Here is a 26,767-nt window from a genome sequence, read left to right as displayed (position 1 = left end):
TCGAGCGTGTCGAGGCGTCGCAGTCCGGTGGGGGAGAAACCCGTATCATGAAAGCCCCCGTGCATCCTCATCCCGTTGTTTCGCAGCTTGCCTTCTCACGCTGCCCGGCCACAACGGTGGCAGAAGACCGGTCCAGCCCTAGCCTGTCTTCGGTGAGCTAAGCCCGGGTAGTTGGGCTATTCGCGCCCTCGATGATCCGGAGAATGTCGCTGAGGCGGTACCGGACCGCTCGGCCGCCAACCTTGACGAACGGAACGCGGTTGGGGTCGCGGCAGCGCCAGGTGCTCAGGGTGGCAACCTCAACGCTGAGCAACGCGGCGGCCTGGGCTGGCTTGAGGAGCGGGGGTAGTGAAGCAATATCGATCGACATAGCGAGTGGTCTCCATCGAGTGTGAACCTGCGATGAAGAGCAATCTTGTCAGGAGGCCGTTGCATGTGGCGGGCACATGCAACGGCAACCTGAGGTCCAGGTTACGTTTTGGCGATTCTGCTGACCGTCGAGGCGCTCACTCTGAACCGCTTTGCTATCTCTTTCTGGGTTGGCTTACGACCGCCTGGCTTCACAGCATCCCCGCTGGTGACTGCCTTGCGAATTTCGGCGTTTCGGGCCGCTGTCTTGGCCCGCTGCATCTCGGAGTGGATTAAGCCTCCCCTTCGTGAGGCGAGGTAGACCTTACGTCCGCGTTTCCCGTCCTCCTCGGCCCAGAGCATTAAGGCCTCTTCTTGTGTCATTTGCTTCACTTCCGGTCTGATGGCGATCCCCCTGTCCGTGGCATCCTCCAGATAGTCTGCCTCGGCTCGAAGCTCCCTCACGGTCTGTCGCTGCATTTCCAGCCAATGCCGATGCCAGGCTTCGGGGTCGCCGATGTTGAACCCACGCTTTTCCTTATTGCTCGAAGGATCCGACATCAGCTCACCTCCATAAAATCGGGAGTGAGTTCACCACGAGCTGCAGCAGATGGAGCCCGAAGTTTCGGACGCTGGGACTCGGTCGCAGTAGCGAGGAGGTGCACGGTGGTTCGGTCGACAACGGCGCGCAGCGTTGCTGCCGTTGCGTGAGCGTAGACCGCCGCAGTCGTTGAGAGCTGCCGGTGCCCCAACAGGGCCGATACAAGGGCGAGGTCGGTACCGGAGTTGAGGCAGTAGGTCCCGAATGACCGGCGTAGATCGTGGAAGCGGATATCGGGAAGCCCGGCGCGGTCGAAAACTCGCCGAACGCGGGGCTGCCACGAAGTCTGGTAGGGGTACTTCGGGTTCGCTCGTCGGGCGGGGAAGATGTAGTCCGACGATTCACGATTTTCCTCCGCGCGCCGACGCAATATCGCGATGGCATCCGCACCGAGAGGCAAGACCAGTGGGAGGCCGTTCTTTGCATCCGCCCCGGAGATGCTCCAGAGCTGGGCGTTCAGGTCGAGCTCAGACCAGCGCATCGCCGCGATATTCCCGCGGCGCGCCCCCGTCGACATCCCTAGGCGAATAAAATCCCTGAGGTCCGCATCCGCCTCTGCCTCGAGCGAGGCGAGCAGCCTGGTGGTCTCGTGGCCCTGAAGCACCCGTGTTCGTGGCGACTCTGCGAACCGCTCCACGAAGGCGCAAGGGTTTTTCCCTCGGAAGCCGGAGCGGATGGCCCGGTTGTAGAGGGCGCTGAGCAATCCGAGGCAGCGATTTGCGGTGACCTGACCGGTGGAGCGACCGAGAGTTCGGTGCCATCGCTCGACATCCTGCTCAGTGATGCTTCCTAGGGGGCGATCTTTGAACGAGGCGAGGTGCTTCCACCGACTTGCCGCATCGTCCGGCCGCTTTCGGTGTGACTTGGAGTGCTCGAAGTAGGAGGCCCAGACCGCACTCAGGATCGATCGCCCGTCAGTCGCTCCCCGCGCGGGCACAACATCGAGACCTGCCGCAAGATCGAGGTCTTTCCTTCGTGCAGCATCCCGCGCATCGTCGAGGGAGACGCCAGGCCATCGACCGAGGGTCACTCGTCTTGCCCGCGCACCGACCCACCGGAACCAGGAGAGCGAGACCACCCCCTTTGGGGTTACTCTTGCTCGGAGGGATGGCACCGCCTGGTCTTGGAGCTCTATCCTCTCGGCGGGCGGATTTTTCGAGAGGTTGTTGAGGGCACGTACCGTGAGCGTGGACACACCTGCCTCGAGTTTTGGGGTAAGGTCAGGGTCAGGACGACCCTGAAATGGCTATCAAGCTTACCCCAACCCGAACAAACACGGAAGGTCCATAGCAACGCCCTAACTATATATAGCGAAAGGTGATATGTTTTCCCCGGGGATCACCGACAATCTTGATCTTCGGTGTGTTTTCGGACTCTGGAGCAGAAGACTCCTGGTTCGACCCCAGGCGGGGCAATAAGCAGCAGCTTAAACGCTCATCCCGACGGGGGTGGGCGTTTTTGTTTTCCCCCGGCAGAACCGCTGCCTAGGGAATCGCCGCCCCGCCATCCATCAACTGCCGGGTGAAGTAGACGTACCCCAGGGCGTTCGTATGGGCCTGCTGGATCGCATTCGCCCCCGAACCGTGGCCTCCCTCGATCACCTCATAGTACAGATATGGCATCCCAAGTTCCGCCATCTTCGCGGCAAGCTTTCGCGCGTGCTGAGGGCCCACCCGATCATCCTTCGTGGTAGTCCAGATGAACGGGGTGGGGTACTTCACCCCCGGCTTGAGGTTGTGGTACGGCGAGATGCTCGCGAGGAAGGCGCGCTCGTCGGGGTTCGCCACGCTGCCATACTCGCCAACCCACGAGGCGCCGGCAGCGATCTGCTCATACCGCAGCATGTCGAGCAGCGGTACGGCGATCTGCACCGCGTTCCACAACTCCGGGTGCTGGTTCATCTCGACGCCCATCAACAGTCCACCATTCGATCCACCCACGATGCCGAGCCGGCGAGGCGACGTGATCTTGCGGGCAATGAGATCCTGCGCCACGGCAGCGAAGTCGTCGTAGATCACCTGCCGCTTCGTCTTGAGACCGGCCTCGTGCCACGCCGGACCGAACTCTCCGCCGCCGCGAATATTCGCGAGCACGAGTGCACCGCCCCGGGTGAGCCAGAGCTTGCCAGCGTTCTGATCGTAGTACGGCGTGCTGGATACCTCGAAGCCGCCGTATGCCGTGAGGATAGTTGGTGTCGAGCCGTCGAGCTTCATCGTCTTCGGGTGGGTGATGAAGTACGGGATCTTCGTGCCATCGGTCGAGGTTGCCTCGAATTGCTCGACCATGAGGCCCGACGCATCGAAGCGAGCTGGCGTCGACTTGAGCACCTTCGCCGAGGCTGTGGCAGCGTCGGCGATCCAGATCGACGTCGGATTCAGGAATCCCGTCACGCCGAGAAAGGCGAGATCGCTGCGGGAATCGGCGGCTGCCACGTAGGTGGCCGCGTTATCGGGGAGGGCGATGGCCGTGCGGTGCCAGTGGCCGTCGGCGCTGCGCGCGAACGAGAACACGCGTCCCTTCACATTCTCCGTCATCCCCACGAGCAGGCGGTTTCGCGTTGCTGACGCACCGGCGACGGATTCGCGCGGGCCGGGCTCGACGATCGCAACCGGAGCGAGCGCGTCGGGAGTCTTCATTGCGGTCGCCACCGAGAACGAGGCGAGGCCACCACTCTTTATCGTCGTCGCGCCAGCGTGCCAGGCCTCGGAGAGCGCGACCACCAGCTGACCATCGATCATCGCCGAGAAATTCGCCTTCAATGGCATCGCGAGTCTTGCGACGTCGTGGGCACGGACGATGTACAACTCAGATTCGAAGAAGGAGACAGAGCGGGTGATGATGGTGGCCCTTCGGCCAGCGCCGTCGACGAGGGTGCCGGCGCGAGCCGAGACATCGGCCTTGGTGCCGCGAAAGAGTTCGACCGCGGTCGAGAGTGGCTGCCCGCGCGCGAGTCGCTTGACGATGAAGGGGTATCCTGACGCCGTGACATCGCCGGGGCTCCATTCGCGCGAAACAACGATGGTGTCACTTCCCATCCAGGTGACGTCTTGCTTCCCCTTCGGGAGTGAGAATCCGCCGGGCACGAAGTCACGGGTGACAAGATCGAACTCGCGGACGGTGGAGGCGTCCTCGCCACCATCGGAGAGTGAGATGAGGCAACGCCGCTCTGCAGGCGGCACACAATCGGCGCCCTGCCAGACCCAGTTAGCGTTCTCGCGCTTCGCGATGGCGTCGAGATCGAGCACCGTGCTCCACACCGGCTTCGGCGTCCGATAGCTCGCGAGTGTCGTGCTCCGCCAGATGCCACGAATGTGGGCCGAGTCACGCCAGAAGTTGTAAAGCCTGCCACCGATGAAGTTGACGCCTGGGATGCGGTCCTGCGCCTGGGCCATCTTCAGGATTCCCTGATAGAAACCCGCGTAGCGCGGGTCTTTCTCGAGCAAGTCCGTGGTCTTGCCGTTCTCGGCCTTGACCCACGACATCGCTCGTTCACCGCTGACATCCTCAAGCCAGATGAAGTGGTCGCTGGTATCGGGGCGAGAGACCTGGGCCGCGGCGGGCCGCAGGGAAGTGAGCAGGAGGGCAAGAACGAGCAGCGCTCGGCGCATGGGGATCCCTTCAGGAAGAGGGGTGGAGGAAACAGAAAAAGGGTAACTCCGAATGTGCGGCCCCGCTCCACCACTCGCAGCGTCGCGATTTCTGTCACAGGTTGGGACGATCTGGGTGAAATCGAACGTTCCGAAACACTTTGTGCGAGAAGGCCCTTTCCCCGCCACAGCGACTCCATAACTTAGGCGCGACCAGGCTCATCGGCCCTAACCGTGCGGTCTCATGCGCATTCGCCTCCATCACACCCGGCTGCAGCAATTGCTGGCGCAAAGCGCGATCAGCCAGAATAACTGGGCGATGCGGCTCGGCCTCTCCAAGGGCCATCTCTCCAATCTGCTCGCCGGGAAGCATCTCTATCCGTCGGCCCGGACCCGGGAGCGAATGCTTGAGGTGCTCGCCGTCCCCTTCGAGGCGCTATTCGAGGTCGAGCCCGGTCACGAACTGCCGGAGCATGGTATCCAGGGGGCTTTGCGCGATCAGTACCTGATCGACATCGAGATTGGCCAGGGTGGCATGGGGATCGTCTACCTCGCTCGCGATACCCGCCTCGGCCGGCCGGTCGCGATCAAGATCGTCAACTCCGAAGTGGTCAGTGGCGTGGGCAGCAAGGCGCTGCTCAAGGAAATCATCAACACCAACCGCCTGCAGCATCCCAACATCCTGCCGATCTTCGACGCCGGTGAGGCGGAGAGTTCTCCCTATTACGTGATGCCATATGTGCGGGGCGGGTCACTGCGCGATCTGCTCAAGCGCGAAGGACGGCTACCGATCGATCGCGTGTTGCGCTTGCTCGCAGGCGTCGCGGCCGCGCTCGATCACGCCCATGCCCTGGGCGTGCTTCACTGTGATGTGAAGCCCGACAACGTCCTCCTCAGCGAGGAGCACGCCTGGTTGATCGACTTCGGAGTGGCGCGGGTGATCCAGGCCGAAGTCTGGGCGGAGGGATGGCACTCCGAGTTCGATTCCGGGGCAGGGACACCCGCCTATGTCTCGCCGGAGCAAGCAAGCGGCGATCCGAACCTCGATCGTCGCTCCGATGTATACAGTCTCGCCTGCATGACGTACGAGATGCTGGCGGGGCAGACCCCGTTCGCCGGCACCACCACGCTTGCCACAGTGGCGAAGCGATTCACCGGACCTCCACCTGTGCTCACGCAACAGGTGCCTTCGATTCCGATCGAGCTTTCCGAAGCGCTGTCGCGGGCGATGTCGGTCGACCGTGAGCGACGGACGGCAACGGCGGGGGAGTTCGTCGCCGACTGCGCGCGGGCGGTGGTCGTGGCGGCCACCAACGTCGGAGCACCTGCGCGGACGCCCCGCGTTGATTCCACCTCAACTGTCACGGAGCGGATCGGTATGCTGAGTCGCAATCTGCGTCACACGCTGCGCGGCATCGCACGCGCGCCCGGTGTGGCTGTTGCCGTCGCCCTCACACTCGGGCTCGGCATCGGCGTCAACGCGGCAATGTTCGGGATGATCGATCGACTCTTCTTCCGCGCTCCAGCCGGGGTTCGTGCGCCGCACGAGCTGCGGCGGATGTACGTCAGGCGCAATTTCCTCGGCCGCGAGGTGACCAACAGTTCGCTGGCGTTTCCCACCGTGGACGATCTCCGATCGGTCCCGGCGACCAAGGCGACTGCCGCCTTCTTCTCGACGTCGCTTTCACTCGACCGGGGGCGCGAGGCGACCACGGCCGCCACGCTCATGGCCACTCACGACTTCTTCTCGCTGCTTGGTGTTCAGCCGCTGCTCGGGCGGTTCTACAGTGCCGAAGAGGATGCGCAGGGCGCTGCAGGGACCGCAGTGCTCACGTATGATTTCTGGCAGCGTCGTTTTCAGGGCGACAGAAACGTGCTCGGCCGGACCCTTCGACTCGGCGGTGGCAGCTATATCGTCATCGGCGTCACGCCACGGGGGTTCAACGGGATCGATCTTGAACGGGTCGATCTCTTCCTGCCACTCAAGACCGCAGCACACGAAAACATCGGGGGCGACTGGGAACACAGCCGCGGGATCCAGTGGGTGCGGGCATTGACGCGCCTCGCCCCCGGCACATCGGAGCTCGCGGCCACAGCTGCGGCGACTACCCAGCTGCGGATGGCGCAGGCCGGGGTGCGCCGCGCCGACCCCAAGGCCGCGGTGGTCGCGGGACCGCTGCTGGTGGCGATGGGCCCAGAGGCCAGCCGGGAACACAAGGTGTCGCTGTGGCTTGGTGGCGTTTCGCTGATCCTGCTGATCATCGCTTGCGCCAATGTCATGAATCTGCTGCTCACCCGGCTGACGCATCGCGATGCGGAACTCGCCATCCGGGCAGCGCTCGGAGCGAGTCGAGGCCGACTGGTTGGTCAGATCGTGGTGGAGACGCTGGTACTCTCGCTGGCGGCCGCACTCGTCGGCCTCTTCCTCGCTCAGTGGGGCGGCATCGCCCTCGCGCGGACCCTGCTCCCTGATGTCGCCCTCGCGTCACCGCTGACGGACGTACGGGTGATCGGCTTCACGCTGGTCACGGCGTTCGTGGCCGGCCTGCTCGCTGGAGTGGTCCCGGCCTGGCGGGGGAGCAAGCCGGACCTGATCACGGCACTCAAGGTTGGACGCGGTGGTGCGCGCAGCGGGCGATCGGTGCTTCAATCGGGCTTGCTGATATTCCAGGCCTCATTGTCGGTCGTGTTGCTGGTTGGTGCCGGGCTCTTCGTCCGCAGCATGCGCCAGATTCGCGGCCTCGATGCCGGGCTCGACCTCAACCACCTGATGATGGCGAGCGCGGACCTGCGCGGCACCGGCCTCACGCCGATCCAGCAACGGAATGCCCAGCTCCGGGTGATGGAAAAGCTGCGGCAGCTGCCGGGCGTCACGGCCGTCACCGCCTCGAACTCGATCCCATTCAATACCAGCTGGGCCGAGGATCTCTCGATTCCTGGTGTCGATTCCATTCCGTCGGTGAGGAGCGGGGGCCCCTACATCAACATGGTTGGCCAGGATTATTTCAGGACCGTCGGCACCGGCCTCCGGGACGGTCGTGCCTTCGATGGCACCGACCGCGAGGGGAGTGCGCGCGTGGCGATTGTCGGCGAGACGATGGCGGAACTGATCTGGCCGAAACAGAGTCCGCTGGGGAAGTGCCTGAAGATCGGTGGTGACACCATGCCGTGCACCACGATCGTGGGGGTTGCGAAGGACGCCCCTCGCTCCTCGCTGCTGGATCGCGCCAACGCGCAGTACTACGTCCCGGCCGAGCAATACCAACCCGACGTGCCATATGCTGCCTTCTTCATCCGCACGGCGGGGAATCCGGCGCTTCTCACCACGCCGGTGCGCCGTACGCTGCAGGAGATGGCGCCGGACCTGCCAGTCGTGGACGTGCAGCCACTCTGGGAGTTGGCGGCACCCGAGACTCGATCGTGGCAACTTGGCGCGACACTCTTCACACTGTTCGGCGTGCTCGCGATCGTGGTCGCCGCCATCGGACTTTACAGTGTCCTCTCCTTCGCCGTTGCCAGGCGTCGCCGTGAATTCGGCATCCGCACGGCGCTTGGCGCAAGCGTCCCCAACGTCATCGCCCTCGTGCTCTCGTCCGGTATGCGCCTGGTGGTGGTCGGGCTCGTGGTGGGCCTCCTCATTGCGCTTGCCGCTGGGCGGGCCATTGCGCCGCTGCTCTTCGACACCAATCCGCTCGATCCGGTCGTCTATGGGGTGGTGGCCGGCGTGCTGCTCGTGACCGCGGTGTTCGCATGCCTGATGCCCGCCTGGCGGGCGGCGCGGGTGGCCCCCATGGAGGCACTCCGGTCGGAGTAGGAGCGGCGCTCACCCCGCGCGCTGCGGGTCACGCACTCAATCGGCGACCTCTACGCGATTCCGACCCCTGGACTTCGCCAGGTACATCGCCTTATCGGCACGCAGCAGGCACTCCTCTGGTGTGGTATCGGCGGCGTGACGCATCGCCACCCCCACACTGATGGTGGCGGCGATCATTTCGCCATTGACGTTCAGCCGCGCCGCCGCAACGGCTTCACGCAGGCGCTCGGCAAATATCAGGGCACCCTTCAGGTTCGCGCCGGCCAGCAGCACGGCGAACTCCTCGCCGCCAATCCGGGCGAAGAGCGAGGTCTCGCGAACGATCGCCCGACAGGTGTCGCACACGACCTTGAGCAGCTCGTCACCTGTGGCGTGGCCGTGGCGATCGTTGACCTGCTTGAAGAAATCGAGATCGAATTCCACGATCGCGACCGGCTTCTGCTCGCGCACGGCCCGGGCAAACTCCAGCTTTGCTCGTTCGTCGAAATAGCGGCGATTCATCACGCCGGTGAGCGGATCCTGTCGGGCGAGCGCCTCGAGTTTGGCCTGTGCCTCCTTCCACGGCGTAATGTCGCGATAGAACCAGACGCGGCCCAGATACTGACCGTGCTTGCCGCGTAGCGCAGTGGAGTCGCGTTCCAGGGTCCGACCGTCCTTCAACTCGAGCTCGCAGTGATCATCGAGTTCGGGAGAATAGTGCAGCTCGCGGACACGGTCCCGGAAGGCGACGGGGTCCTTGAGCTGCTTCGCGATGCCGGCGAGGAGCGGGTCATCGACGGTGCCGATCGCGCTCCCCACGTGCACGCCTCGCATCCGACCCGGTGGAATCCTCCAGAGATCGATAATCTGCTGATTGTACGAGACGATGGTCCCGTTGCCATCGATCACCACGATTCCTTCGGGTGAAGCATCGTTGATGGCGTTGAGAAGCGATTGCTGGAAGTCGGGGTCGGTAGCCAATGCTTCCGCTGACTTCGCCGATGCGCTCGCCTGCGGCTCGTTCTGGCCGTCAGTCATTGGCGTATAGCCTTCCGCGCATCGAGATCATCCGGGATTATGCCGTGGTGTACGGCCGGGCGCCATAGCGGACGGGGGATTCCGTGTTTTCACTGCTCCGCTCGTCGGATTCCCTGCTTCGTCGTTGCTGGCGCGCAATGGCGCTCTCTAGCTTGGCTGAACTGCATTGTCCCTGCGGGTCAGTCACCCTTGGAGAATTACCATGTTGCGAATCCTTCGCACGATTGTCCCGACCCTGCTCCTCGTTTCGGTTGCGGCGGCCCAGAACCCGGCTTCCCCGGCCCGTCCCAGTGGCGCGGTCACTCCCGGCAGCTACACCCTCGAGATTGCTTTCGGCGGCGGAATACTCGAAGGGCTGCTGACGGTGCCGGCGGCGAAGGACAGCGCCACGCTGGTGCTGATGGTCGGTGGCCACCAGTCGCCAGTACAGCAGACCAAACGACTCGGCAATCAGCTGGTCCTCGACAGCAACACTCCCAGCCAGAAGATCCACTACGAGCTGCTGTTCGAGGGCGAGACGGTGAAGGGCGCCTTCACCTTTGGTGAGAACGAGGGCACGCTCACCGGCCGGCGCCGCGCGCCGGGCAAGTAAGCCATGCGGCACGATCTCTGGTTTGCACTCAGACGGATCCGGCTGCGTCCGCTGCATTCCGCCGTGGTGGTGCTGACACTGGCATTGGGGATCGGGGCGTCGCTCGCGGTCTTCGCGGTGGTCGATGCGGTGATCTTGCGGCCACTGCCGTATCCCGATGCCGGCCGACTGGTCAGCATCACGCAGACCATTCCGGCGCCCGGTTTTCCGGAGCTGTCGCTCTCCGACGTGGGCTACCGGCGAGTGGTCTCGGATGGCCACACCCTCGCGGCCGTTGGGGCATGGCAGACGCGTGACGCCAATCTGGTGCGGACGGGTGAGGCACGTCGCCTGGTGCTCGCGCCGGTCACGGCGAGCCTCTTCACGGTGCTGGGCGCGCAGCCGCAACTCGGTCGCGTCTTCACGGCAGAAGAGGATCGGCCCGGCGCCGAGCGCGTGGTAGTGCTGTCGGACTGGCTCTGGCGTTCGGCATTCAATGCCGATCCGAAGATCGCGGGCAGTGTAGTGAATCTCGAAGGGGAACCATTCACGGTGGTGGGCGTGCTCGGACCGCGCGTCTCGTTCCCGTCACGCGACATCGCGGCGTGGGAGCCGCTGCGGCTGAGCCCCACCGCCATCAACCCGACCAACAACAACTATTCGGTAATTGCCCGGCTGAAGCCGGGCATCTCTCGCGAGAGTGCGGCCGCTGACATCACGGCGCCGCTTCGCGCTGTCGGACGCGAGTTTCCTGGTCCGCACGCCGGTTCCGCGCTCGATGCCGCCGGGTATCAGGCGCACGTTCGCCCGTTGGCGGACGCAATCGTCGGCGACGTCCGGCCGGTGGTGGTGCTGCTGCTCGCGGGTGTGCTGATGCTGCTGACGCTCACCTGTGCGAACGTGGCCAACCTGCAACTCGCGAGCGTCCTGGTGCGCAGCGAAGAACTCGCGGTGCGAGCGTCGCTGGGCGCGACCCGCACCCGCCTCGTGCGAGGGGCACTCATCGAGGGGACCCTGCTCGCTTCGCTCGGCGCGGCACTCGGCTATGGCATCGCTATCGTCGGCGCACGGCTACTGTCATCGCTGCTTCCGGCCGGCATTGCAGCCGATGGAGCGGTGCTCGGCACTCGGGCGCTGGTGGCAGTCGTGATCGTTGTGCTCATCATCGGTGCTGTCGTTGGCGCGGTACCGGTGATGGTGGTGGCGGGACGTGACCCGGCGCAGGGCCTTCGCGACCGCACCGCCGGCGCGACACCCGCGTCCGCGAATGGGCTGCGGCGAATGCTCGCCATCGGGCAGGTCGCACTGGCCGTGTTGCTGCTGCATAGCGCGGTGCTGCTGATCGCCTCGGCGCGCGCGGTGCGTGATGTCCGGCTCGGCTTCAACGCCGGTTCGACACTCACGATGCGGATCAACCTGCCGGATGCAACGCTGCGCAATCGCGTCGCACGTGAGACGCTCCTACGGCGACTCCTCTCCGAGATTGGCCAGCAGCCGGGGGTGAGCTCGGTCGGGCTGGTGAACGCGTTGCCGCTGACGCGCGGTCGGGAGGATGCCTCGATGGCCGTGGAGGGGCGCCCCTTCAAGGCCGACGGCACCGATCCGATGGCCGACTATCGCGTCGCCACTACCGGGTACTTCGCTGCCATGGAGATCCCCGTCCTGCGTGGCCGACTCTTCACCGATGACGATGCCAACGAACGGAACACGCCGATCGTCATCAGCGCGGCGCTGGCGAAGCGACTCTTTCCGGATGGCAAGGATCCGGTCGGCACTCGCCTCAAGTTCGGACCGTTCTCCCCGTGGATGCCGATCGTCGCGGTGGTTGGCGATGCGAAGAATCGCTCGCTCACCGACGAGGCCCGCCCTGAGTTCTATACTCCGGGCCTCAGTACCTGGTCGGATCGCGCGTTCCGGACCGAGATCACGATCGTTGCCCGCACGCGCGGCGATGCGGCTACGCTGGTGAATCCGATTCGGCGGATCGTCACGGCGGCCGCGCCGGATGTCGCGATCTACAATGTGTTCACGATGGACGAGATCGTTCGCGATGCGCGGGCGCGGATGACGGTGACGACCCAGCTGATGTCAGGGTATGCATTCGCCGCGCTGCTGCTGTCGCTTGCGGGAATCTTTGCGGTGCTCTCCTACCTCGTCACTCAGCGCCGGCAGGAGCTGGCGGTACGGATGGCGCTGGGTGCATCGCCCCGCGCGATCATCACGCTCGTTGCCCGCGAATCGGTCGTCCTGGTCGGCGGCGGCGCGGTACTCGGGCTGATCGGAGCCATCGCAACGGCGCGGCTGCTTTCCGGGCTGCTCTACGGCGTTGGCGTGCTCGACCCTGGCGCCGTGCTGCTCGTGGTCATGGGGGCGGTGCTCACCGGTTTCATCGCTACGCTGGTGCCTGCCAGACGCGCATCGCGCGCCGATCCGAGCGCGGCGCTTCGCAGTGGTGGCTGAGCCGGGGCTGGCGCGGGCTATCTTTTCTCGATGACTGGCCTGCGCGAAGATACCAGGGCGGCTGAACCGGCTGCGATCGAACCGCTCGAGGGTTCGCTCCGGCTGCAGGCCATGCTGATGGGACTCGCGCTAACGGTGCTCACCATTCGCTCGGCGGAATGGGGGGCACTGATGTCGCCGGGGGAGACTCCCGTACCGTGGGGCAAGCTCTTCGTCACGGAAGTTGCTATCTGGCTCGGCTGGTCGTTGTGGGCCGGGCTGGTGATTCCGCTGGTGCGACGGCTCGTCGAGCGGCCGCCTTCACGGACCATCACCACACTCTCCCTGATCGGGCTGGTCCTCACCCCGGTGCTGGTGGTGCCGTTCCTGGCCGCGCCGGTGTTGCGGTTCACGTTCGGCCATCAGGGTGGCGGTTTCCTTGATGCGTGGCGGCACATGGCGCGCCACAACGCCCTGACCAATCTGATGCTCGGCGTCACCGTCATCGGTGTGGCCTACAGTTACCTGAGCCTGCGACGTGCCCGACGGCTTGAAGTCGCGGCCGAGCGGCTCAATGCGCGCCTCGCCGATGCACAACTCGAAAGCCTTCGCGCGCAACTCGACCCGCATTTTCTCTTCAACGCCCTCAACAGTATTGCGGTGCTCGCGCGACGCGGGAGCAACCCCCAGGTCGAACAGATGGTCAACGCGCTGGCGGGATTGCTGCGCCACTCGCTCGAATCCTCGCGCGCGCAGGTGGTCACCCTGGGCGTGGAACTCGGTGCACTCGAGCATTACCTCCGGATCGAGCAGGTACGCCATGGTGAGCGGCTGAGTGTTCACGTCGATGTGCCGGAGGAACTCCACCCGTGGTTGGTACCGTCGTTCCTGCTGCAGCCGCTGGTCGAGAACGCCATCCGGCATGGCTACACCGATCCGACACGGCCCTTCTCGCTGCTCGTGCGGGCCGAGGCTTCGGGCGCCGGATTGCGACTCACGGTGCTGGATGATGGCGCGGGAATGGGAAGCGGCCAACAGCGGGAAGGTGTCGGCCTTGGCAACACTCGCGCGCGGCTCGCGGGGCTCTATGGCACGCGCGCCACGCTCGAGATCGGCCCCGGCACCGATGGACGTGGCGCGCGGGTGCTCATCACCCTGCCGGATGCTCCGAACGCTTCGGGCACTCCGTGAGTGCCCTGCGTGTCGTGGTGATTGATGACGAGCCGCTCGCCCGTGAGGGGCTAGCCGAGCTGCTCGAGATGATTCCCGAGGTCACGGTTGTCGGCGCCTATGCCGACGGCCAATCGGCGATCCAGGGCTTGGAAGGCCGGCAGGTCGACGTGCTCTTCGTGGATGTCCAGATGCCGGGAATGTCCGGGTTCGAACTGGTTGAACTGCTCGATCTCGACCCCTTTCCCCAGGTCGTCTTCGTGACGGCGCACGATGCCTATGCCATCAAGGCGTTCGAAATCAACGCGACCGACTATCTCCTCAAGCCGGCCACGCTCGAGCGATTGCAGCAGACGATTGCGCGACTTCGTGCGGAGGGATCTCCGCGAGACCTGAGTGGCGTGCGCCAGAAGCTGCTGGCGGTAATGGAGGCGATGCCCGCGGGGCGGAGCAGCGGCGTCGGCCGCCTGATTGTCCGCGAGGTGGGTCAGGTGATCGTGGTGGCAACGCGCGATGTCGACTGGATCGAGGGTGCCGACTACTACGCCAAACTGCACGTGGGCCCCAAGGTCCATCTGTTGCGCGAAACATTGGCCTCCCTCGAGGAGCGACTTGATCCGAGCCGCTTCCTGCGGGTGCATCGTTCGGCGCTGGTGAATCTCTCGCGGGTCAAGGCGGTCGAGGCCGGCGAGCGAGGGGACGGTGTCGTGGTGCTCACGGGCGGCACGCGCGTGAAGGTGATGCGCGCCCGTCGGGAGGAGCTGGAGCGGCGACTCGAGGCGTTGCACGACGCTGGTTAGCGGACGGGGCCGGCCGCCGTTCCAGGGGCGCCCGGAGAGTCGCGAGGGAAAACGACCAAGACGCAAGATCCTTACAACTCGCCGGGTGCCGGGTGAAGGAATTCTCCGCCACCTTTCTGCAATGGCACCGACCTCGCGCCGCGTCGCCCCTGGAACCCTGCTGCTGTCGGGGACGCTGGTGCTCTCCGTGGCACTGGCCTGGCTCGCGGTGCACGCGGCGGAGTCGCAGCGACGCTCGGCCGAGACGGCGCTTCGCAACTACGCGGAAATTGCGGCCTGGCAGTACGCCCGCGCTGGCCGGGCCGGACTGGCCGCGGCACTCCAGAGCTCACAGGGATTCATCACCCGCGCCTTTCTGCGTCCCGTACGGGGCAGCGCCGGGATCCTGTCACTGAGCATCCCCACCGAGTTGCCGGGCGCCGGGCTGCTGCGACGACAACTTGGCGCCGACCCCTGCGAATGTCTCACCGCGACCAATGCGCGCACCGTGTTCCGGATCACCCCGGACGGCGGCTTCACTGTTGAGGGTGATTCGCTGCCGGCAGTCACGCGCCGTTCGCTGGTAGCGCTGGCGCTTGGCGATTCGGCCGGCTGGGGACGCCGCAGTTCGCGCATTCTTCCTGCCGGCGCGCCCGCACTCCCGTGGCCCGACCACTTCGTGGTGCTCTTTCGTTTGCGACTGCCAACGCCGGGACAGCGTCGTGAGGGGCCGGCGATGCAGGAGCCGCTGAGCGCCGTGTATGGCATGGTGATCGATACCGTGCCGATCCAGAAGGTGCTGCGCGCGGCCATGAGCGATGCACAAGTGCTCGCTCCTTCGCTGCTGGAGCGCATGCGTGGCAATTCCCTGGTGCGCGTCTATGTGGCCGCCGCCAACGGCATGAAGGTGTTCGAGTCCGGGCCGCGCCCCGACAGCGCGTTCGCCGCGCGTGACACAATAGGCGATGCCTTTGGAGGTCTGCGCGCCAGTGCGACCCTCGACAAGGCGACCGCCGAGACCGTCTTGCTGACCGGTGGAGGCGGACCTGACGAGTGGACGGTTGCGGGCCTGCTCGTCCTGGCGCTCGGGCTCGGCGCAGGCTCGCTCCTGATGCTGCGTCGCGAGCAACAACTCGTGCGGCTGCGGCAGGATTTCGTGTCGGGGGTGTCGCACGAACTCCGGACACCGATCACCCAGATCCGGCTGCACAGCGAACTGCTGCTCCACAACAGTTTCCGGACGGAGGCCGAGCGTCAGCGAGCGATGGCGGTGGTGCACCGGGAATCGCTGCGGATGACGAACCTCATCGATAACGTCCTCCGATTCGGACGACCGCGACCGGTCAGCGCCCCGGCCGCAGCTGCGCCGCTGTCGCTGGGTGACATCGCGCGGGATGTCTGCGAGATGTTCCAGCCGCTCGCGGTCGAGTGCGAGGCCCTGCTCCTTGCCGATGTGCAGCGTGACGTCATGGTGGCGGCGGATCGCGATGCCGTCACACAGATCATCTGCAACCTGGTTGAGAATGCGCTCAAGTACGGCCCGCGCGGGCAACGCGTCGTGGTCGCCATCGATGAAAACCCCTCGACGGCGGCGCCGGGTGCCGTCGCATCGCTGGCGGTCGAGGACGAGGGTCCGGGAATTCCAACGGCCGAGCGGAACCGCATCTGGGAGCCGTACTACCGGCTCGCGCGCGACCAGAACGCTGCGCGGGGCGGCAGTGGACTCGGTCTCGCCGTGGTCGCCGACCTGGCCTCGTCGGTTGGGGGACATTGCCGGGTGGAGGATCGCCCCGGCGGCGGCGCACGGTTCGTGGTCGAGCTCCCCCTGGTGCGATCGTGACGCGCGTACTCGTAGTCGAGGACAACGAAGACCTCGCGTTCGGGCTTCGGACCGCGCTCGAGAACGACGGCTTCATCGTCGCACTCGCTGCCGACGGAGAGACCGGGGTCCTGGAGGCGGGGGCCGCTGATCTGGTCATTCTCGACCTGATGCTGCCGCGTCTCGATGGCTATCGCGCATTGGAGGCAATCCGCAACGCCGGCAGCGAGGTACCTGTGCTGGTGTTGACGGCGCGCGGGGAGGAGGCGAACAAGGTCCAGGCGTTCGGACTGGGCGCCGATGACTACGTGACCAAGCCGTTCGGCACCCTCGAACTGCTGGCACGCGTTCGCGCGTTGCTGCGGCGGGCGCACGGAAACGGGACCCGCCCCACGGAGGTCGAACGGTTCGGCGAGATCGAGGTCAATCCGGCATCGCGCACCGTCTATCGCGCTGGTGAATCGGTGGCGCTGGCGCCGCGCGAGTTCGACCTGCTGATGGCGCTGCTGCGCCACAAGGGTGCGGCGGTCTCGCGCGCAGCACTCCTGCGAGAGGTGTGGACCTATCAGGCCGATATCGTTTCGCGTACGGTCGATATTCACGTGGCGGAGTTGCGGCGCAAGCTGGAAGCGGATCCTGCGAATCCGCGGCACATCATCACGGTCTACAAGATCGGGTACCGCCTCGACCGATAGGCGGAGCGCCGCAGGCTACAACTTACTTACGACTGCCATACACGCTGCTGATCACTCCGGAGCGCTGGGTCCGTAGGATGGAACATCACTGTCCATCCACCTGGAGCCTCCGATGCGGTTCGTCGCCCTGATGACCATGATCTCCTTCCTGCCTGACCCGGGGAGGGTCACCCCTCGTCCAACTCCTCCCCAGCCACGGCAAGGTGCGGTCGAAGTGGTGCGCCGAGCCATTGACGCGGTTGGTGGTGAGCAGGCGTTGCGGGACCTGCGCACAATTGTTCTCGACGTCGCGACCTTCAGCCGTACCCGTGGTCAGGAGGACGTTCCGGGCGGCATTCTCGGCGCCGGCTTCCTGGTCACGCGACAGACCCGCGACCGCGCCGGCCGGCGGGTCCGCAACGACGTCGAATCAAGGTTCGCGGGAAGCACAACGGTGAATCGCCAGACCAACATCGCGACGCCCGACGGCGCGATGCTTGTGGCGCCGAACGGCAACCAGATTGTGCCGCCGCCGCAATTGCAGCAGACCGCACTCGCCGGACTCGAGACCTTCGTGCCGGTGATGCTGCTGAAGCTGCTCGACCGGCCCGACTCCATCGCGGCCGCACCGCCACGGCGGATTGGAGGTCAACTGGACGATGGCGTGCGCTTTGTTGCGAACGGAGTGCCGACCACGATCTGGTTTGACCGGATTACCGGACTGCCTGCCCTGCAGGAGAGCGTCACCGATGACGGCATTCTCGGCGACAACACAACCACAGTCGTGTTCAGTCACTGGAGCACCGGCACGGTGCGCATTCCCGGTCAGATCCGGAGCGAGGGAGGACGGGGAGAAACACAGACGATCCAGCGGGTGATCTCGTTGAACCAGCCGATCCCTGATTCAGTGTTCGCGATCCCCGACTCCACCCTCGCCAAGTACCGTCAGCAGCCAGCGGCTCCCGCACAAATAGCTGCCACCGCGGTCACGCTCACCTCGCTCGCCCCTGGGGTCTGGCGCGCGGGAGGACAGTACAACGCCCTCGTGGTTGAACAGCCCAATCAGCTCGTCCTGGTGGAAGCGCCGTTGTCGGTCGCTTTCGTGCAGGCACTCCTCGACACCTTGACGGCGCGATTCCCTGCCAAGCGGGTCGGCGTTGCCGTCAACACGCATCATCACTGGGATCACGCCGGGGGCATTCGGGCGGTGCTCGCCGCCGGCATTCCGGTCGTGACCCGCACCGAAAACGTGGATTTCATCCGCTCGATCGGGGCCGCGAAGAAGACTGTGAAGCCGGATGCACTCTCGAAGGGCCGGAAGATGCCGGCGATCACCGGGTTCACCGATTCGATGACGATCGGGAGTCGGGAGTCGCGGGTGGTGCTCTATGCCGTGACGACGGCACAGGATGCTGGCCTGCACCTCGTCGCCTTCGTCCCGTCGGCAGGTGTGCTGTTCCAGAGCGACATACTCACTGCGTCGGCCAACCCGCAGTTCCCCTTGCCGAAGGTCGCTGCGAAGGAGATCCTCACCATCGCGGAGCAGCGGGGTCTCACGCTCAAGCAGGTTGTTGGCGGTCATGGCAGCATCGCGACGATCGACGCAATCACTGCGGCGGCGAAGTAGGCCGCCCATCGGTGTAACCTTCAGGGAGCCGCGCCGGATGGGGTCCTGCGGACGACACGTCTCCCTGGAGTGATCCGATGAGCGAGCGCACCATGATTTCATTCCGGCGGCTTCGGGCGGTCTTCGTCTTTTCGGCAATATCGGCACTGGTGTGGGTCATCGGATCGGTGCTGATCTCGATTGTCTTCGCGCTCAAAGCCGGGCGTTCCCTCAGCGCGATCTCCCTTGTCACAGCTGCGATTGTCTTCGCCTTCTGCGGCTTCGTAGCGGGTGCCGTCTATTCGGTCGGGATCGCGATGGCACCCCGCAAAGACAGCCAGGACGGGCTCTCCGTGCTGCGCTCGGTGATCTTTGGGGCAGTGGGCGGCGGGTTCGTCTTCCTGGCGATTTCCCTTGGCCTCGGCGAGATCAACACGACCAGGTTGCTGACGCCGCTGCTGGTGTTCAGTGCCATTGGTGGCGTGACGGGCATCGCCATTCAGCGGGTGGCCCGACGTGGCGCGTTGCCGGAAGGTGCTCCTGAGCCGCGCCTGATACCACAGGGCGACCCGGAACCTCCGATGTGATCAAGTTGTGCGTACCGCGTGGCGATCCTGTAAGCGCGATTGACGGCGTCAATCGGTCGCCCATCTTCCCGAGGTTCGCCTCGTCGCGAACGGAGGCTCCGGTCGGAGCCTCTCGCAACTCACACGGGAGGGTGTTCTGTGCGGCGAGTCCTGATCATCGGCACCCTGTTCCTCACCGTCACCAGCATAGCGAGTGCGCAGGCAACGGTCGTGGTGCCCGACACGATGCCGGCCGCCGTCGTCCAGCGCTTCGTCGATGCCGCCAACAGCCGGGATGCGCGGGCTATCGCGGCGCTGGTGGCACCCGATGCCAGCTTCGAGCGATTTCCGGGTGGTGGAGTGCTCGTGCAAGGACGGGATTCGATCCAGACCTACTACGCCAGGATTCTTGCCACGCTGTCCGCCGATTTCCGGATTACGGTGCAGCCGCGGACGGTTGAAGGCCAACTGGTGATTGATCAGGAGCATTACACCGGAATGCCACCATCGCAGAACCAGACGACCTGGATGTATCTCGTCCGTCGCGGACTCATCCAGCGCGCCTGGCTGCTCGAAGGCGCCTCGCCGCGGGCGCAGTAGCTTTCCGATACTGCGAGGGCGCACGCCGTTCGGGAGGGGCAATGCAATCGTCGACGTACGCGACCGTCATGACATTTCTGCTGGTCGCAGCGGGTGCGTGGGGGACTGAACGTTCGTCGGGCCTCTACTTGGGCACCGGACCTGAGCCAGCGGCATTTCGCCCCGACTCGACGGGTGAGCGGGCCGTGGTGTACCGCACCTGGTGGGCGTATTTCAATTCGAAAGAGCAGCAGCTCGCCCGGTTCGCCGGCGTTGCCTCATCGCTCTGGGTTGCCGACGAGCAAGCCAAGTGGCCGATGTACGATCTCGCCGGGTCCTATGTGCCAGGGGGGTCGGCACCAGCGATCGTCGGGGTTCGACAACTCGCGCCGGGCAGCTACGAGATCCAGGTCCGCTTCGGCACGATGCGGGCGAGCTGGGGCGTCGTGAAGGTTGGCGACCGCTGGTTGCTCCAGAACGTGCTCGACCGCCGCGTGGCAGCATGGCGACGCGAAACTGTCGGTCCGATCCGTTATCACATCGAGCCCACGCTCACCTTCAACCGGGCACGTGCCGAAGCCGCGGTCGCCTTCGTCGATTCGCTCGCCCCAGCGTTCGCGACTCCACCAGTGACGCATCTCGATTATTACGTGACGCCCACGGTCGATGCCGCGCTCGCGGCCCTTGGCGTCGAATACGACCGGAAGTTCGGCCCCGGTGGTGCCTTCGCGAAGCCGGTGAATTATCAGATCTTCAGTGCCATTCCATCCCTCGGTGAGAACTACCGCCACGAACTGGTGCATGTCGTGTTGCGCCCGCTGCTCGAAGGGCGCTCGATCACTATCATCGCATCCGAAGGGATCGCGACTTGGCTGGGTGGAACCTCAGGGATGACGCTCAGTGGTGCAGTCAGGGCGCTCGATCGCTACCTGACTGAGCATCCGCGTGCCTCACTGGATTCCGCGATTACCCCAGGGGCGATGCCCCAGACCGAGAGCTACACCGCCGGGGCCGTGCTCTGCGGGCTGCTCTATCGGCGCGGCGGAGTGGCCGCGCTCAGGCGTTTCCTCCAGGCCGGCCCCGGCCAGGCCGAGGTCAGGGCCGTATTGATCCGTGAACTCGGGGAGCCATGGGAGCGGATCCGTGCCGAATGGCGGGCGAGAGTGGCGAAGCCTGTGATACCTTGAAGGATTCCCCGACTTCCCTGCCGGAGGCTGCGCTTGGAATCAATCAAGGGTCACATTGTCGCGATGGGCGGTGGTGGATTCGCGATGGAGCCGGACAACCCGCTGCTTGACGACTTTGTACTCGGGCTGTCGCGACGGCAACCGGCCCGAGTCTGTTTTCTCCCGACGGCGAGCGCCGATTCGGCGACCTACATCATCAAGTTCTACCGCGCCTTCTCCGGGCGATGCACTCCCACCGACCTGACGCTCTGGGCCTCGCCAACGTTGCCGCGGCAGCCGGAACTGACGTCGCAGCTGGCCGATTTCATTGCCGACCAGGATGTGATCTACGTGGGGGGCGGCGACACCGCGAACATGCTGGTGCTCTGGCGCTGTCACGGCATCGACGCCGCACTTCGTCGGGCCTGGGAGAATGGCGCCGTGCTCGCCGGTGCCAGCGCCGGGATGCTCTGCTGGTTCAACGGCGGGATCACCGACTCATTCGGCGGGCTGGCGCCACTCAACGACGGTCTGGGCTTCATCGATGCGACGGCTTGCCCCCATTACGACGGCGAGGCCGAGCGTCGACCGGTCTACCAGAACGCCGTCGCGGGCGGGATGCAGGGCGGTTTCGCTGCCGATGACGGGGTGGCGTACCACTTCAAGGGGACCGAGCTGGTCGAGATCGTGAGCTCCCGTCCTGAGGGCGGTGCATATCGGGTCGAGCGGAATGGAGCTACTGTAACGGAGATGATCCTTCCGGTTCGCTTTCTCGGCTCACCTTCCCCGCAGGCCCCGACGTCATGATCCGACACGGCTTCACCGAAGAGTCACTCGCGCTGCACCCGGCGATGTAGCGCAAGCGTGGAATACCTCGACTTCATCATCCGGATCGAATCCCGACGCGGCGAATTCTTCGTCGTCGGGATCGAGTCGCCGGCTGGTGAAGGGAGTTCAGAGCTCCGGCTGCCGTTCGCGCCGGCCGACGTGGGGGCCTTGCTGGGTGGGGTTGGACATGCGGTACGCGGCACGCGAGAAATCATCATCCGCGCCGAGCAGGGTGCCGCCCACCACCATCCGCCGACACTCGGCGACATGCTGTTCCAGGCGCTCTTCTCCGGCCCGTGTCGGGATCTCTTCAACACCAGCCTCGGTCACATTCAGGGTCGTGAGATCGGGTTGCGGATCAAGTTGCATATTGATCCGAACGATCCCGACCTCGCCGGGCTCGCCTCGCTTCCGTGGGAGTTGATGTATCGGGCCGAGACGCGCGACTTCCTCTCGCTCTCGCGCGGGACACCACTGGTTCGCTATCTCGACGTGCAGCGGCCATTCGCGCTCCTGCCTTTCTCGCCACCGCTCCGCATTCTGGTGGCGGTCTCGAGCCCCGCCGGCGCTCCGCCACTCGATCTCGCGCACGAACGGAAGGCAATCGAGACAACCTGGGGCAAGCGTGCCGATGTCGCGGTGGATTTCCTCGACCGGGTGACGAGTCGTCAGCTCACCGACCGCCTCGCCGCCCGCCACTACCACGTGTTGCACTTCATGGGACACGGCGATTTCGATCCCGACCGCGGAACGGGCGTCCTGCTGCTGGAGGACGACGCGGGTCAGCCGAGTCCGATCGATGGAGCGACTCTCGGGATGCTGCTTCGCGACGTGGCGTCGATGCGGCTCGTGTTCCTGAACGCCTGTAACACGGCCAGGGTCGGCAGCGGTCCGGGACTCGATCCGTTCGCTGGCGTTGCCAGTGCGCTGGTGATGGCAGGTGTACCGGCTGTGGTCGCGATGCAGTTCCCGATTTCCGACAATGCCGCGATCGAATTTGCGAGCACCTTCTATCCCCGCCTGGTCGAGGGCTTTCCCGTTGACGCGGCGGTCGCCGAGGCCCGGAAGGCAATTCGGATGGCCGACCGGAAGTCGTGGGAGTGGGCGACGCCGGTGCTCTTCATGCGATCGAAAGACGGGGCACTCTTCGAGACGGCGGCAGCCGCTGGTGGGGAGGAAGCAGAGGGAGGCAATACCGCCGGAGGCACCGGGGCCCGGCAGCACGCGCTCGCAGCGCGAGTACAGGCGATGCAGGCACTGAATGCGACCTTCGCGCCGGAGCGATACACGATGCTCGCGTTGATCATCGTGTCTGCGCTGGTCTTCCTGGTTGCGGCCTGGAGCCTTGTGCCATCGGGCAGTGCGCACTCGGCGCCGCAGGCCGGGATTATCCCGGTCACCGGTGCCTCGGGGAGTGCGGTCCTCTTTCTGGTGAGTCGCCTCCTCAAGATCAACGAACGAACAGTGGCGATGGTGCGCGAGATGTCGGCCTCGTGAGCACGAGCGGTGTACTCTCCGCCGTCGGACTGATCGGCATGGTGGCCGCCGTTGCATACGGCGCTGCAGAAGTGCGTCGCCTCGATGCCTCCTATGCGTTGAAGGCAGATTCGCTCCGCGCGCTGAGCGCCCAGGGAGACTCCTTGCAGCGGGAGATCGATCACATTCGTACCGGGCCACTGGAGTCGCTGCTGACGCCCAGGGCGGTTGCGGTCCCGGCGCAGAAGGTGGCGTGCACGCCCGCCTACGACGGCTTCGGACGTGACAGCCACGGGCAATGCCCCGGGTACGGCTTTCTCCTCTGGCTCGAATTTCCCTTCTCGCGGCGGCCAGAGATCCGTCGGGTGTCGTACTACTTCTCCGGCCAGACGACCACACCAGTGCGAGTCGCCAGTGAGGCCTCGAATGGCTTCCTCGTGGGATGGCTCGGCTGGTGGCCATGGGTCACGATTCCGGTCACCGTTGAGATGAAGGCCGGGACGAAATTCTCGTTCGATTTCCCGATGGAGGAGATCGTCCGGGATGCGGGTTGGAAGGGGGGATCGTGACCCACGACGGGTTCCTGCATGACGCACGATCTGCATCACGGCGGGCCCTGATCGGAACGGTCGCCCTGCTTGCCATGCTGGCCAGTGCGATCGGCTGGAGCAGCTATCGGATCGGGCAGATTGAAGCTCGACTCGCGGAGCAGCGCGATACCCTCAGCGCGCTCGCGCAGCAGAAGGCGAGTCTCAGCCGAATGGTCCACACCCTGGTTGACGCGCCGGATGGCGGCGTGCGGACGGCGCGGCGCCGGGTCGCCAACATCACGTCGGAGTTATACGACTACTTTCTCTGGGTCGATGCCAGCCAGCGTGCCGCGATGTCGATCCGTCAGGTGCAATATGATTTCCGCCGCTGGAAGGACTCGGTGCAGACCTCCCGGGATCCCCGAGCAGGCTTCGCGGTCTTCGTGAGGGCGCCACCGGCACATTGTCCTGATTCGACCATCGTGACGGTGCAGCTGGCGAACGACTCTACCCGGATATATCTCCAGGACCTCTGTCAGGCGACGATCATCGACGCGCCGAAAGGTGGCCAGTAATCCATGGCCGACGACCCCTCACGCCGGGACTTTCTCGCCGCGCTCGGCGCACTCTCCGCGGCACCTTTGATTCCGCCTCATCGCGATGCGGCCAGCACCCGGGGCGACTTCGCCTTCCTTCCCGGCCTCATCTTTCTCCAAACGGGATCGTTAGGCCCAACGCCACGCCCAGTGATGGAGCGCACCATCGCGGCGTGGCGGGAGCTCGAACGCGATCCCGTGGCGAACGGCTATGGTCGACTGGAAAGGGCGATGGATGAGGTTCGCGCGCAAGCTGCGACGTTCATCGGATGTGCGACCGGAGAACTCGTGCTGACCAACTGCACAACCGAAGGAATGAACTGGACGGCGCAGGGGATGCAGCTCGTGGCGGGCGACCGGATCCTGACCACCGATCAGGAGCATCCCGGTGGGCGCGCTTGCTGGGACTACGTGGTGCGGCGCTCTGGCGTCGAGCTCGACGTGGTGGCGATCCCTCCGGGAGAAAACGACGCACGGGCCATTGTTGACCGCTTCGCGCAGGCGGTCACGCCACGCACGCGCGCCTTCTCGTTCTCCCACGTGCTCAGTTCCACGGGATTGCGGATGCCGGTCGCGGAACTCTCGGCACTGGCGCGCTCACGCGGCTGCATCGCTGTTGTTGATGGTGCGCAGGCAGTGGGCGGCATTGCGGTGGATGTGAAGGCGCTCGGCTGCCACGTCTACGCCACCAGTGGGCACAAATGGCTGCTCGGCCCCAAGGGGACGGGCTTGCTCTATCTGAGCGAGGACGTGGCGAATCGTGTTGACCCGATTGCGCTGCAGGGCGGTCGCAGCGCCTACTCCAATTCCTCCGGGGTCAGCAGCATTCCGAGCATCCTCGGCCTCGGTGCGGCCCTGGAGTACATCAGCGCGATCGGGATTCGCGAGATCGAGCGCCACAACCTCGCGCTCCGCGACCGACTCTATCACGCCTTGCAGGATGTGCCCAAGCTGCGCGTCGTGAGTCCGCCACCCGGCCCGCTGGCGTCACCGCTCCTGACGTACACCCTTCCCGACGCCATCGATAGTGCGACGTTCCAGAAGTTGATCCGCACGAAGTACCGGATCGAACTCAAGGTCGTTCCGAAGACGTGGCTCAATGGCAATCGGGTGTCGACGCATCTCTTCAATTCCGGACGTGACGTCGATGCGCTCGTGGCGGCGCTGAAACACGAGCTGGCCTGATTCGCCTCAGCGCAGCGCGTACACGTTCCCATCGGTACTCCCTACATAGAGCACGCCATCGGCGATCGTGGGTGAGGAGAGTATCGACCCCACCGTGAACATCGTCCGCATACCGACCATGAGCCCATCGAGGGTTCGGTCGGGGTACATCCGGCCGGAATTGAAGACGCCGTTGGAGTCGGTCCACTTGGCGAGGTTTTCCCTGGAGCCGTCCGTCTGGAAATGGGCGAGGAACTTCCCGGTATGGATGTCGACGGAGTGGAGCCAGCCATCGGAGGTGCCGTAGTAGACCACGTCCCCGGCGAGGGCAGGGGAGGAGAACGAGATCGCCATATTCTCGAGATCAAAGCGTACCGCGCCAGTGGCTGCGTCGAGAGCCTTGAAGCGGCGGCCGTCCGACGTGGCGAAATAGACCACGCCATCCCGGACGGCGGGGGAACCGATGGTCCAGCCGCCGTGGTTGTCGTGCTTCCACTTCAGTGCCCCGGTGCGGGCATCGACCACATGAAAATGGCCATCGCGCGCTCCGACGAAGACGAGGCCACCGGCCACGGCAGCCGAACTCGCGATGCCGATCTGGTTGTACTCGGTGGTGTCATTGCCCGTGGTGTAGTGCCAGCGCTCGCGGCCGGTTGCGGCATCGAGGGCGTAGAGATTCCGGTCCCAGCTTCCGATATAGACCAGGCCGTTGGCCACTGCCGGCGATGCATGGATCACGTCCCGCGCAGCGAACTGCCAGCGCAGTGCTCCTGTCTCGGTGTTCAGGGCATAGACGTGCTGATCGCCGCTCCCGATGTACAGGGTGTTGCCGACGATCGTGGGCGAGGAGAGAAAGACATCGAACGGGTCGGGCATCCGCTCGGTGCTCGGAATGGCGCCATGGATGCCGGGGGCCGTGAAGCGGCGCTCTCCCTTGGTGGCGAACGCCCACCGCTGCTTGCCGGTGGCGGCCTCGACTGCGTAGATCTTGCCGTCGGTGCTGCTGATGTAGACCAGATCGCCGTGCACCGCTGGTGAGGAGGCGATCGGCCCCTCGGAGGCAAACTGCCAGAGCCGCGTCCCGGCCTTTCGATCGATGGCGATGAGGCGACCGTTGGTGCTTCCGACAAACAGCCGATCGCCGCTCACGACCGGTGACGAGATGACACGTCCGCCGACTTTCAACTTCCACGCCAGTGTGGCGAGCGTGGGAGACGGTGAGGCGTAGACCCCCTCGTGGGTCGGGCCACCGCGGAACATCGCGTCCTGCGCGGCGACGCTGCGGGGGAGGACGAAGGTAAGGCTCCAGATCAGCAGGATCGGTCGCAGCGTCATCGCAGAGGGCCCCCCAGCAGAGATTTCGATACCGGCGTTCGGCATGACCGAATTGAGCCATAGCGTCCGCGCGGTGGCAAGGATGAATTCGTTCCACCGAGG

Annotated in this window: 22 protein-coding genes; 16 read left to right on the top strand and 6 right to left on the bottom strand. The window is 65.2% G+C overall.

Features of this window, described 5'->3' with window-relative positions; genetic code table 11:
* Positions 1-157: 157 nt before the first annotated feature.
* The 4 genes from V4558_03925 to V4558_03910 all read right to left on the bottom strand — a co-directional run bounded on the left by V4558_03925 (position 158) and on the right by V4558_03910 (position 4,557).
* Positions 158-370 (bottom strand): helix-turn-helix domain-containing protein, encoded by a 213-nt coding sequence (locus V4558_03925; protein MES2304626.1) that lies wholly within the window; start codon positions 368-370, stop codon positions 158-160.
* A gap of 101 nt (positions 371-471) precedes the next feature.
* Positions 472-909 carry a hypothetical protein gene (locus V4558_03920; protein MES2304625.1) on the bottom strand — a complete coding sequence of 146 codons (438 nt, stop codon included), beginning with the start codon at positions 907-909 and terminating at the stop codon, positions 472-474.
* Complete coding sequence (locus V4558_03915; protein ID MES2304624.1) at positions 909-2,144, bottom strand: site-specific integrase; 1,236 nt, start codon at positions 2,142-2,144, stop codon at positions 909-911. Before V4558_03915 ends, V4558_03920 begins: the two co-directional genes overlap by 1 nt.
* 289 nt (positions 2,145-2,433) lie before the next feature.
* Complete coding sequence (locus tag V4558_03910; GenBank protein ID MES2304623.1) at positions 2,434-4,557, bottom strand: prolyl oligopeptidase family serine peptidase; 2,124 nt, start codon at positions 4,555-4,557, stop codon at positions 2,434-2,436.
* Positions 4,558-4,780: 223 nt separating this feature from the next.
* Here V4558_03910 and V4558_03905 point away from each other — a divergent pair, with 223 nt between their 5' ends.
* Positions 4,781-8,350, top strand: a complete 3,570-nt coding sequence (locus tag V4558_03905; GenBank protein ID MES2304622.1) for an ADOP family duplicated permease — start codon at positions 4,781-4,783, stop codon at positions 8,348-8,350.
* Positions 8,351-8,386: 36 nt separating this feature from the next.
* On the opposite strand, the gene V4558_03900 is transcribed toward V4558_03905, so the two are convergent.
* Positions 8,387-9,367 (bottom strand): diguanylate cyclase, encoded by a 981-nt coding sequence (locus V4558_03900; protein MES2304621.1) that lies wholly within the window; start codon positions 9,365-9,367, stop codon positions 8,387-8,389.
* A gap of 202 nt (positions 9,368-9,569) precedes the next feature.
* Between V4558_03900 and V4558_03895 the strand changes: the two genes are divergently transcribed.
* From V4558_03895 to V4558_03825, 15 genes are all read left to right on the top strand, one after another.
* Positions 9,570-9,959 (top strand): hypothetical protein, encoded by a 390-nt coding sequence (locus V4558_03895; protein ID MES2304620.1) that lies wholly within the window; start codon positions 9,570-9,572, stop codon positions 9,957-9,959.
* Between the two features lie 3 nt (positions 9,960-9,962).
* Complete coding sequence (locus tag V4558_03890) at positions 9,963-12,398, top strand: ABC transporter permease (protein ID MES2304619.1); 2,436 nt, start codon at positions 9,963-9,965, stop codon at positions 12,396-12,398.
* A 30-nt stretch (positions 12,399-12,428) separates the two neighbouring features.
* Positions 12,429-13,568, top strand: coding sequence for a histidine kinase (locus tag V4558_03885; protein MES2304618.1), 1,140 nt, complete (start codon positions 12,429-12,431; stop codon positions 13,566-13,568).
* Positions 13,565-14,347 (top strand): LytTR family DNA-binding domain-containing protein, encoded by a 783-nt coding sequence (locus V4558_03880; GenBank protein MES2304617.1) that lies wholly within the window; start codon positions 13,565-13,567, stop codon positions 14,345-14,347. The genes V4558_03885 and V4558_03880 overlap by 4 nt, the downstream gene beginning before the upstream one ends.
* Positions 14,348-14,468: 121 nt before the next feature.
* Entirely contained in the window at positions 14,469-16,166 is a 1,698-nt protein-coding gene (locus V4558_03875) for a HAMP domain-containing sensor histidine kinase (protein MES2304616.1), read from the top strand.
* The gene (locus V4558_03870) at positions 16,163-16,840 is read left to right on the top strand and encodes a response regulator transcription factor (protein ID MES2304615.1); all 678 of its coding nucleotides are present in this window, start codon (positions 16,163-16,165) and stop codon (positions 16,838-16,840) included. Before V4558_03875 ends, V4558_03870 begins: the two co-directional genes overlap by 4 nt.
* Positions 16,841-16,952: 112 nt before the next feature.
* A complete protein-coding gene (locus V4558_03865; protein ID MES2304614.1) occupies positions 16,953-18,446 on the top strand; it encodes an MBL fold metallo-hydrolase in 1,494 nt (497 codons plus the stop codon).
* A 77-nt stretch (positions 18,447-18,523) separates the two neighbouring features.
* A complete protein-coding gene (locus tag V4558_03860) occupies positions 18,524-19,012 on the top strand; it encodes a hypothetical protein (GenBank protein MES2304613.1) in 489 nt (162 codons plus the stop codon).
* A gap of 138 nt (positions 19,013-19,150) precedes the next feature.
* On the top strand, positions 19,151-19,591 hold the full coding sequence (locus V4558_03855; protein MES2304612.1) for an SgcJ/EcaC family oxidoreductase: 441 nt from the start codon (positions 19,151-19,153) through the stop codon (positions 19,589-19,591).
* 41 nt (positions 19,592-19,632) lie between these two features.
* The gene (locus V4558_03850; protein ID MES2304611.1) at positions 19,633-20,757 is read left to right on the top strand and encodes a hypothetical protein; all 1,125 of its coding nucleotides are present in this window, start codon (positions 19,633-19,635) and stop codon (positions 20,755-20,757) included.
* 63 nt (positions 20,758-20,820) lie between these two features.
* A complete protein-coding gene (locus tag V4558_03845; protein ID MES2304610.1) occupies positions 20,821-21,543 on the top strand; it encodes a peptidase E in 723 nt (240 codons plus the stop codon).
* 57 nt (positions 21,544-21,600) lie between these two features.
* The gene (locus tag V4558_03840) at positions 21,601-23,061 is read left to right on the top strand and encodes a CHAT domain-containing protein (GenBank protein MES2304609.1); all 1,461 of its coding nucleotides are present in this window, start codon (positions 21,601-21,603) and stop codon (positions 23,059-23,061) included.
* Positions 23,058-23,609 (top strand): hypothetical protein, encoded by a 552-nt coding sequence (locus tag V4558_03835; GenBank protein ID MES2304608.1) that lies wholly within the window; start codon positions 23,058-23,060, stop codon positions 23,607-23,609. Before V4558_03840 ends, V4558_03835 begins: the two co-directional genes overlap by 4 nt.
* The gene (locus tag V4558_03830) at positions 23,606-24,145 is read left to right on the top strand and encodes a hypothetical protein (protein ID MES2304607.1); all 540 of its coding nucleotides are present in this window, start codon (positions 23,606-23,608) and stop codon (positions 24,143-24,145) included. Before V4558_03835 ends, V4558_03830 begins: the two co-directional genes overlap by 4 nt.
* Before the next feature lie 3 nt (positions 24,146-24,148).
* On the top strand, positions 24,149-25,351 hold the full coding sequence (locus V4558_03825; protein ID MES2304606.1) for an aminotransferase class V-fold PLP-dependent enzyme: 1,203 nt from the start codon (positions 24,149-24,151) through the stop codon (positions 25,349-25,351).
* A 6-nt stretch (positions 25,352-25,357) separates the two neighbouring features.
* Here V4558_03825 and V4558_03820 read toward each other — a convergent pair whose 3' ends face one another.
* Positions 25,358-26,665 (bottom strand): PQQ-binding-like beta-propeller repeat protein, encoded by a 1,308-nt coding sequence (locus V4558_03820; protein MES2304605.1) that lies wholly within the window; start codon positions 26,663-26,665, stop codon positions 25,358-25,360.
* Positions 26,666-26,767 lie beyond the last annotated feature (102 nt).

Source organism: Gemmatimonadota bacterium, from assembly GCA_040388535.1.
GTDB lineage: Bacteria > Gemmatimonadota > Gemmatimonadetes > Gemmatimonadales > GWC2-71-9 > Palsa-1233.
Note: the sequence above shows the minus strand (reverse complement) of the source record. Positions and strands in the feature narration are given on the sequence as shown.

Excerpts from the sequence above, each read along its gene's own strand:
- V4558_03925 (MES2304626.1), bottom strand. The coding sequence starts at position 370 with ATGTCGATCGATATTGCTTCACTACCCCCGCTCCTCAAGCCAGCCCAG.
- V4558_03920 (MES2304625.1), bottom strand. The coding sequence starts at position 909 with ATGTCGGATCCTTCGAGCAATAAGGAAAAGCGTGGGTTCAACATCGGC.
- V4558_03910 (MES2304623.1), bottom strand. The coding sequence starts at position 4,557 with ATGCGCCGAGCGCTGCTCGTTCTTGCCCTCCTGCTCACTTCCCTGCGG.
- V4558_03905 (MES2304622.1), top strand. The coding sequence starts at position 4,781 with ATGCGCATTCGCCTCCATCACACCCGGCTGCAGCAATTGCTGGCGCAA.
- V4558_03900 (MES2304621.1), bottom strand. The coding sequence starts at position 9,367 with ATGACTGACGGCCAGAACGAGCCGCAGGCGAGCGCATCGGCGAAGTCA.
- V4558_03895 (MES2304620.1), top strand. The coding sequence starts at position 9,570 with ATGTTGCGAATCCTTCGCACGATTGTCCCGACCCTGCTCCTCGTTTCG.
- V4558_03890 (MES2304619.1), top strand. The coding sequence starts at position 9,963 with ATGCGGCACGATCTCTGGTTTGCACTCAGACGGATCCGGCTGCGTCCG.
- V4558_03885 (MES2304618.1), top strand. The coding sequence starts at position 12,429 with ATGACTGGCCTGCGCGAAGATACCAGGGCGGCTGAACCGGCTGCGATC.
- V4558_03875 (MES2304616.1), top strand. The coding sequence starts at position 14,469 with ATGGCACCGACCTCGCGCCGCGTCGCCCCTGGAACCCTGCTGCTGTCG.
- V4558_03865 (MES2304614.1), top strand. The coding sequence starts at position 16,953 with ATGCGGTTCGTCGCCCTGATGACCATGATCTCCTTCCTGCCTGACCCG.
- V4558_03860 (MES2304613.1), top strand. The coding sequence starts at position 18,524 with ATGAGCGAGCGCACCATGATTTCATTCCGGCGGCTTCGGGCGGTCTTC.
- V4558_03850 (MES2304611.1), top strand. The coding sequence starts at position 19,633 with ATGCAATCGTCGACGTACGCGACCGTCATGACATTTCTGCTGGTCGCA.
- V4558_03845 (MES2304610.1), top strand. The coding sequence starts at position 20,821 with ATGGGCGGTGGTGGATTCGCGATGGAGCCGGACAACCCGCTGCTTGAC.
- V4558_03825 (MES2304606.1), top strand. The coding sequence starts at position 24,149 with ATGGCCGACGACCCCTCACGCCGGGACTTTCTCGCCGCGCTCGGCGCA.
- V4558_03820 (MES2304605.1), bottom strand. The coding sequence starts at position 26,665 with ATGACGCTGCGACCGATCCTGCTGATCTGGAGCCTTACCTTCGTCCTC.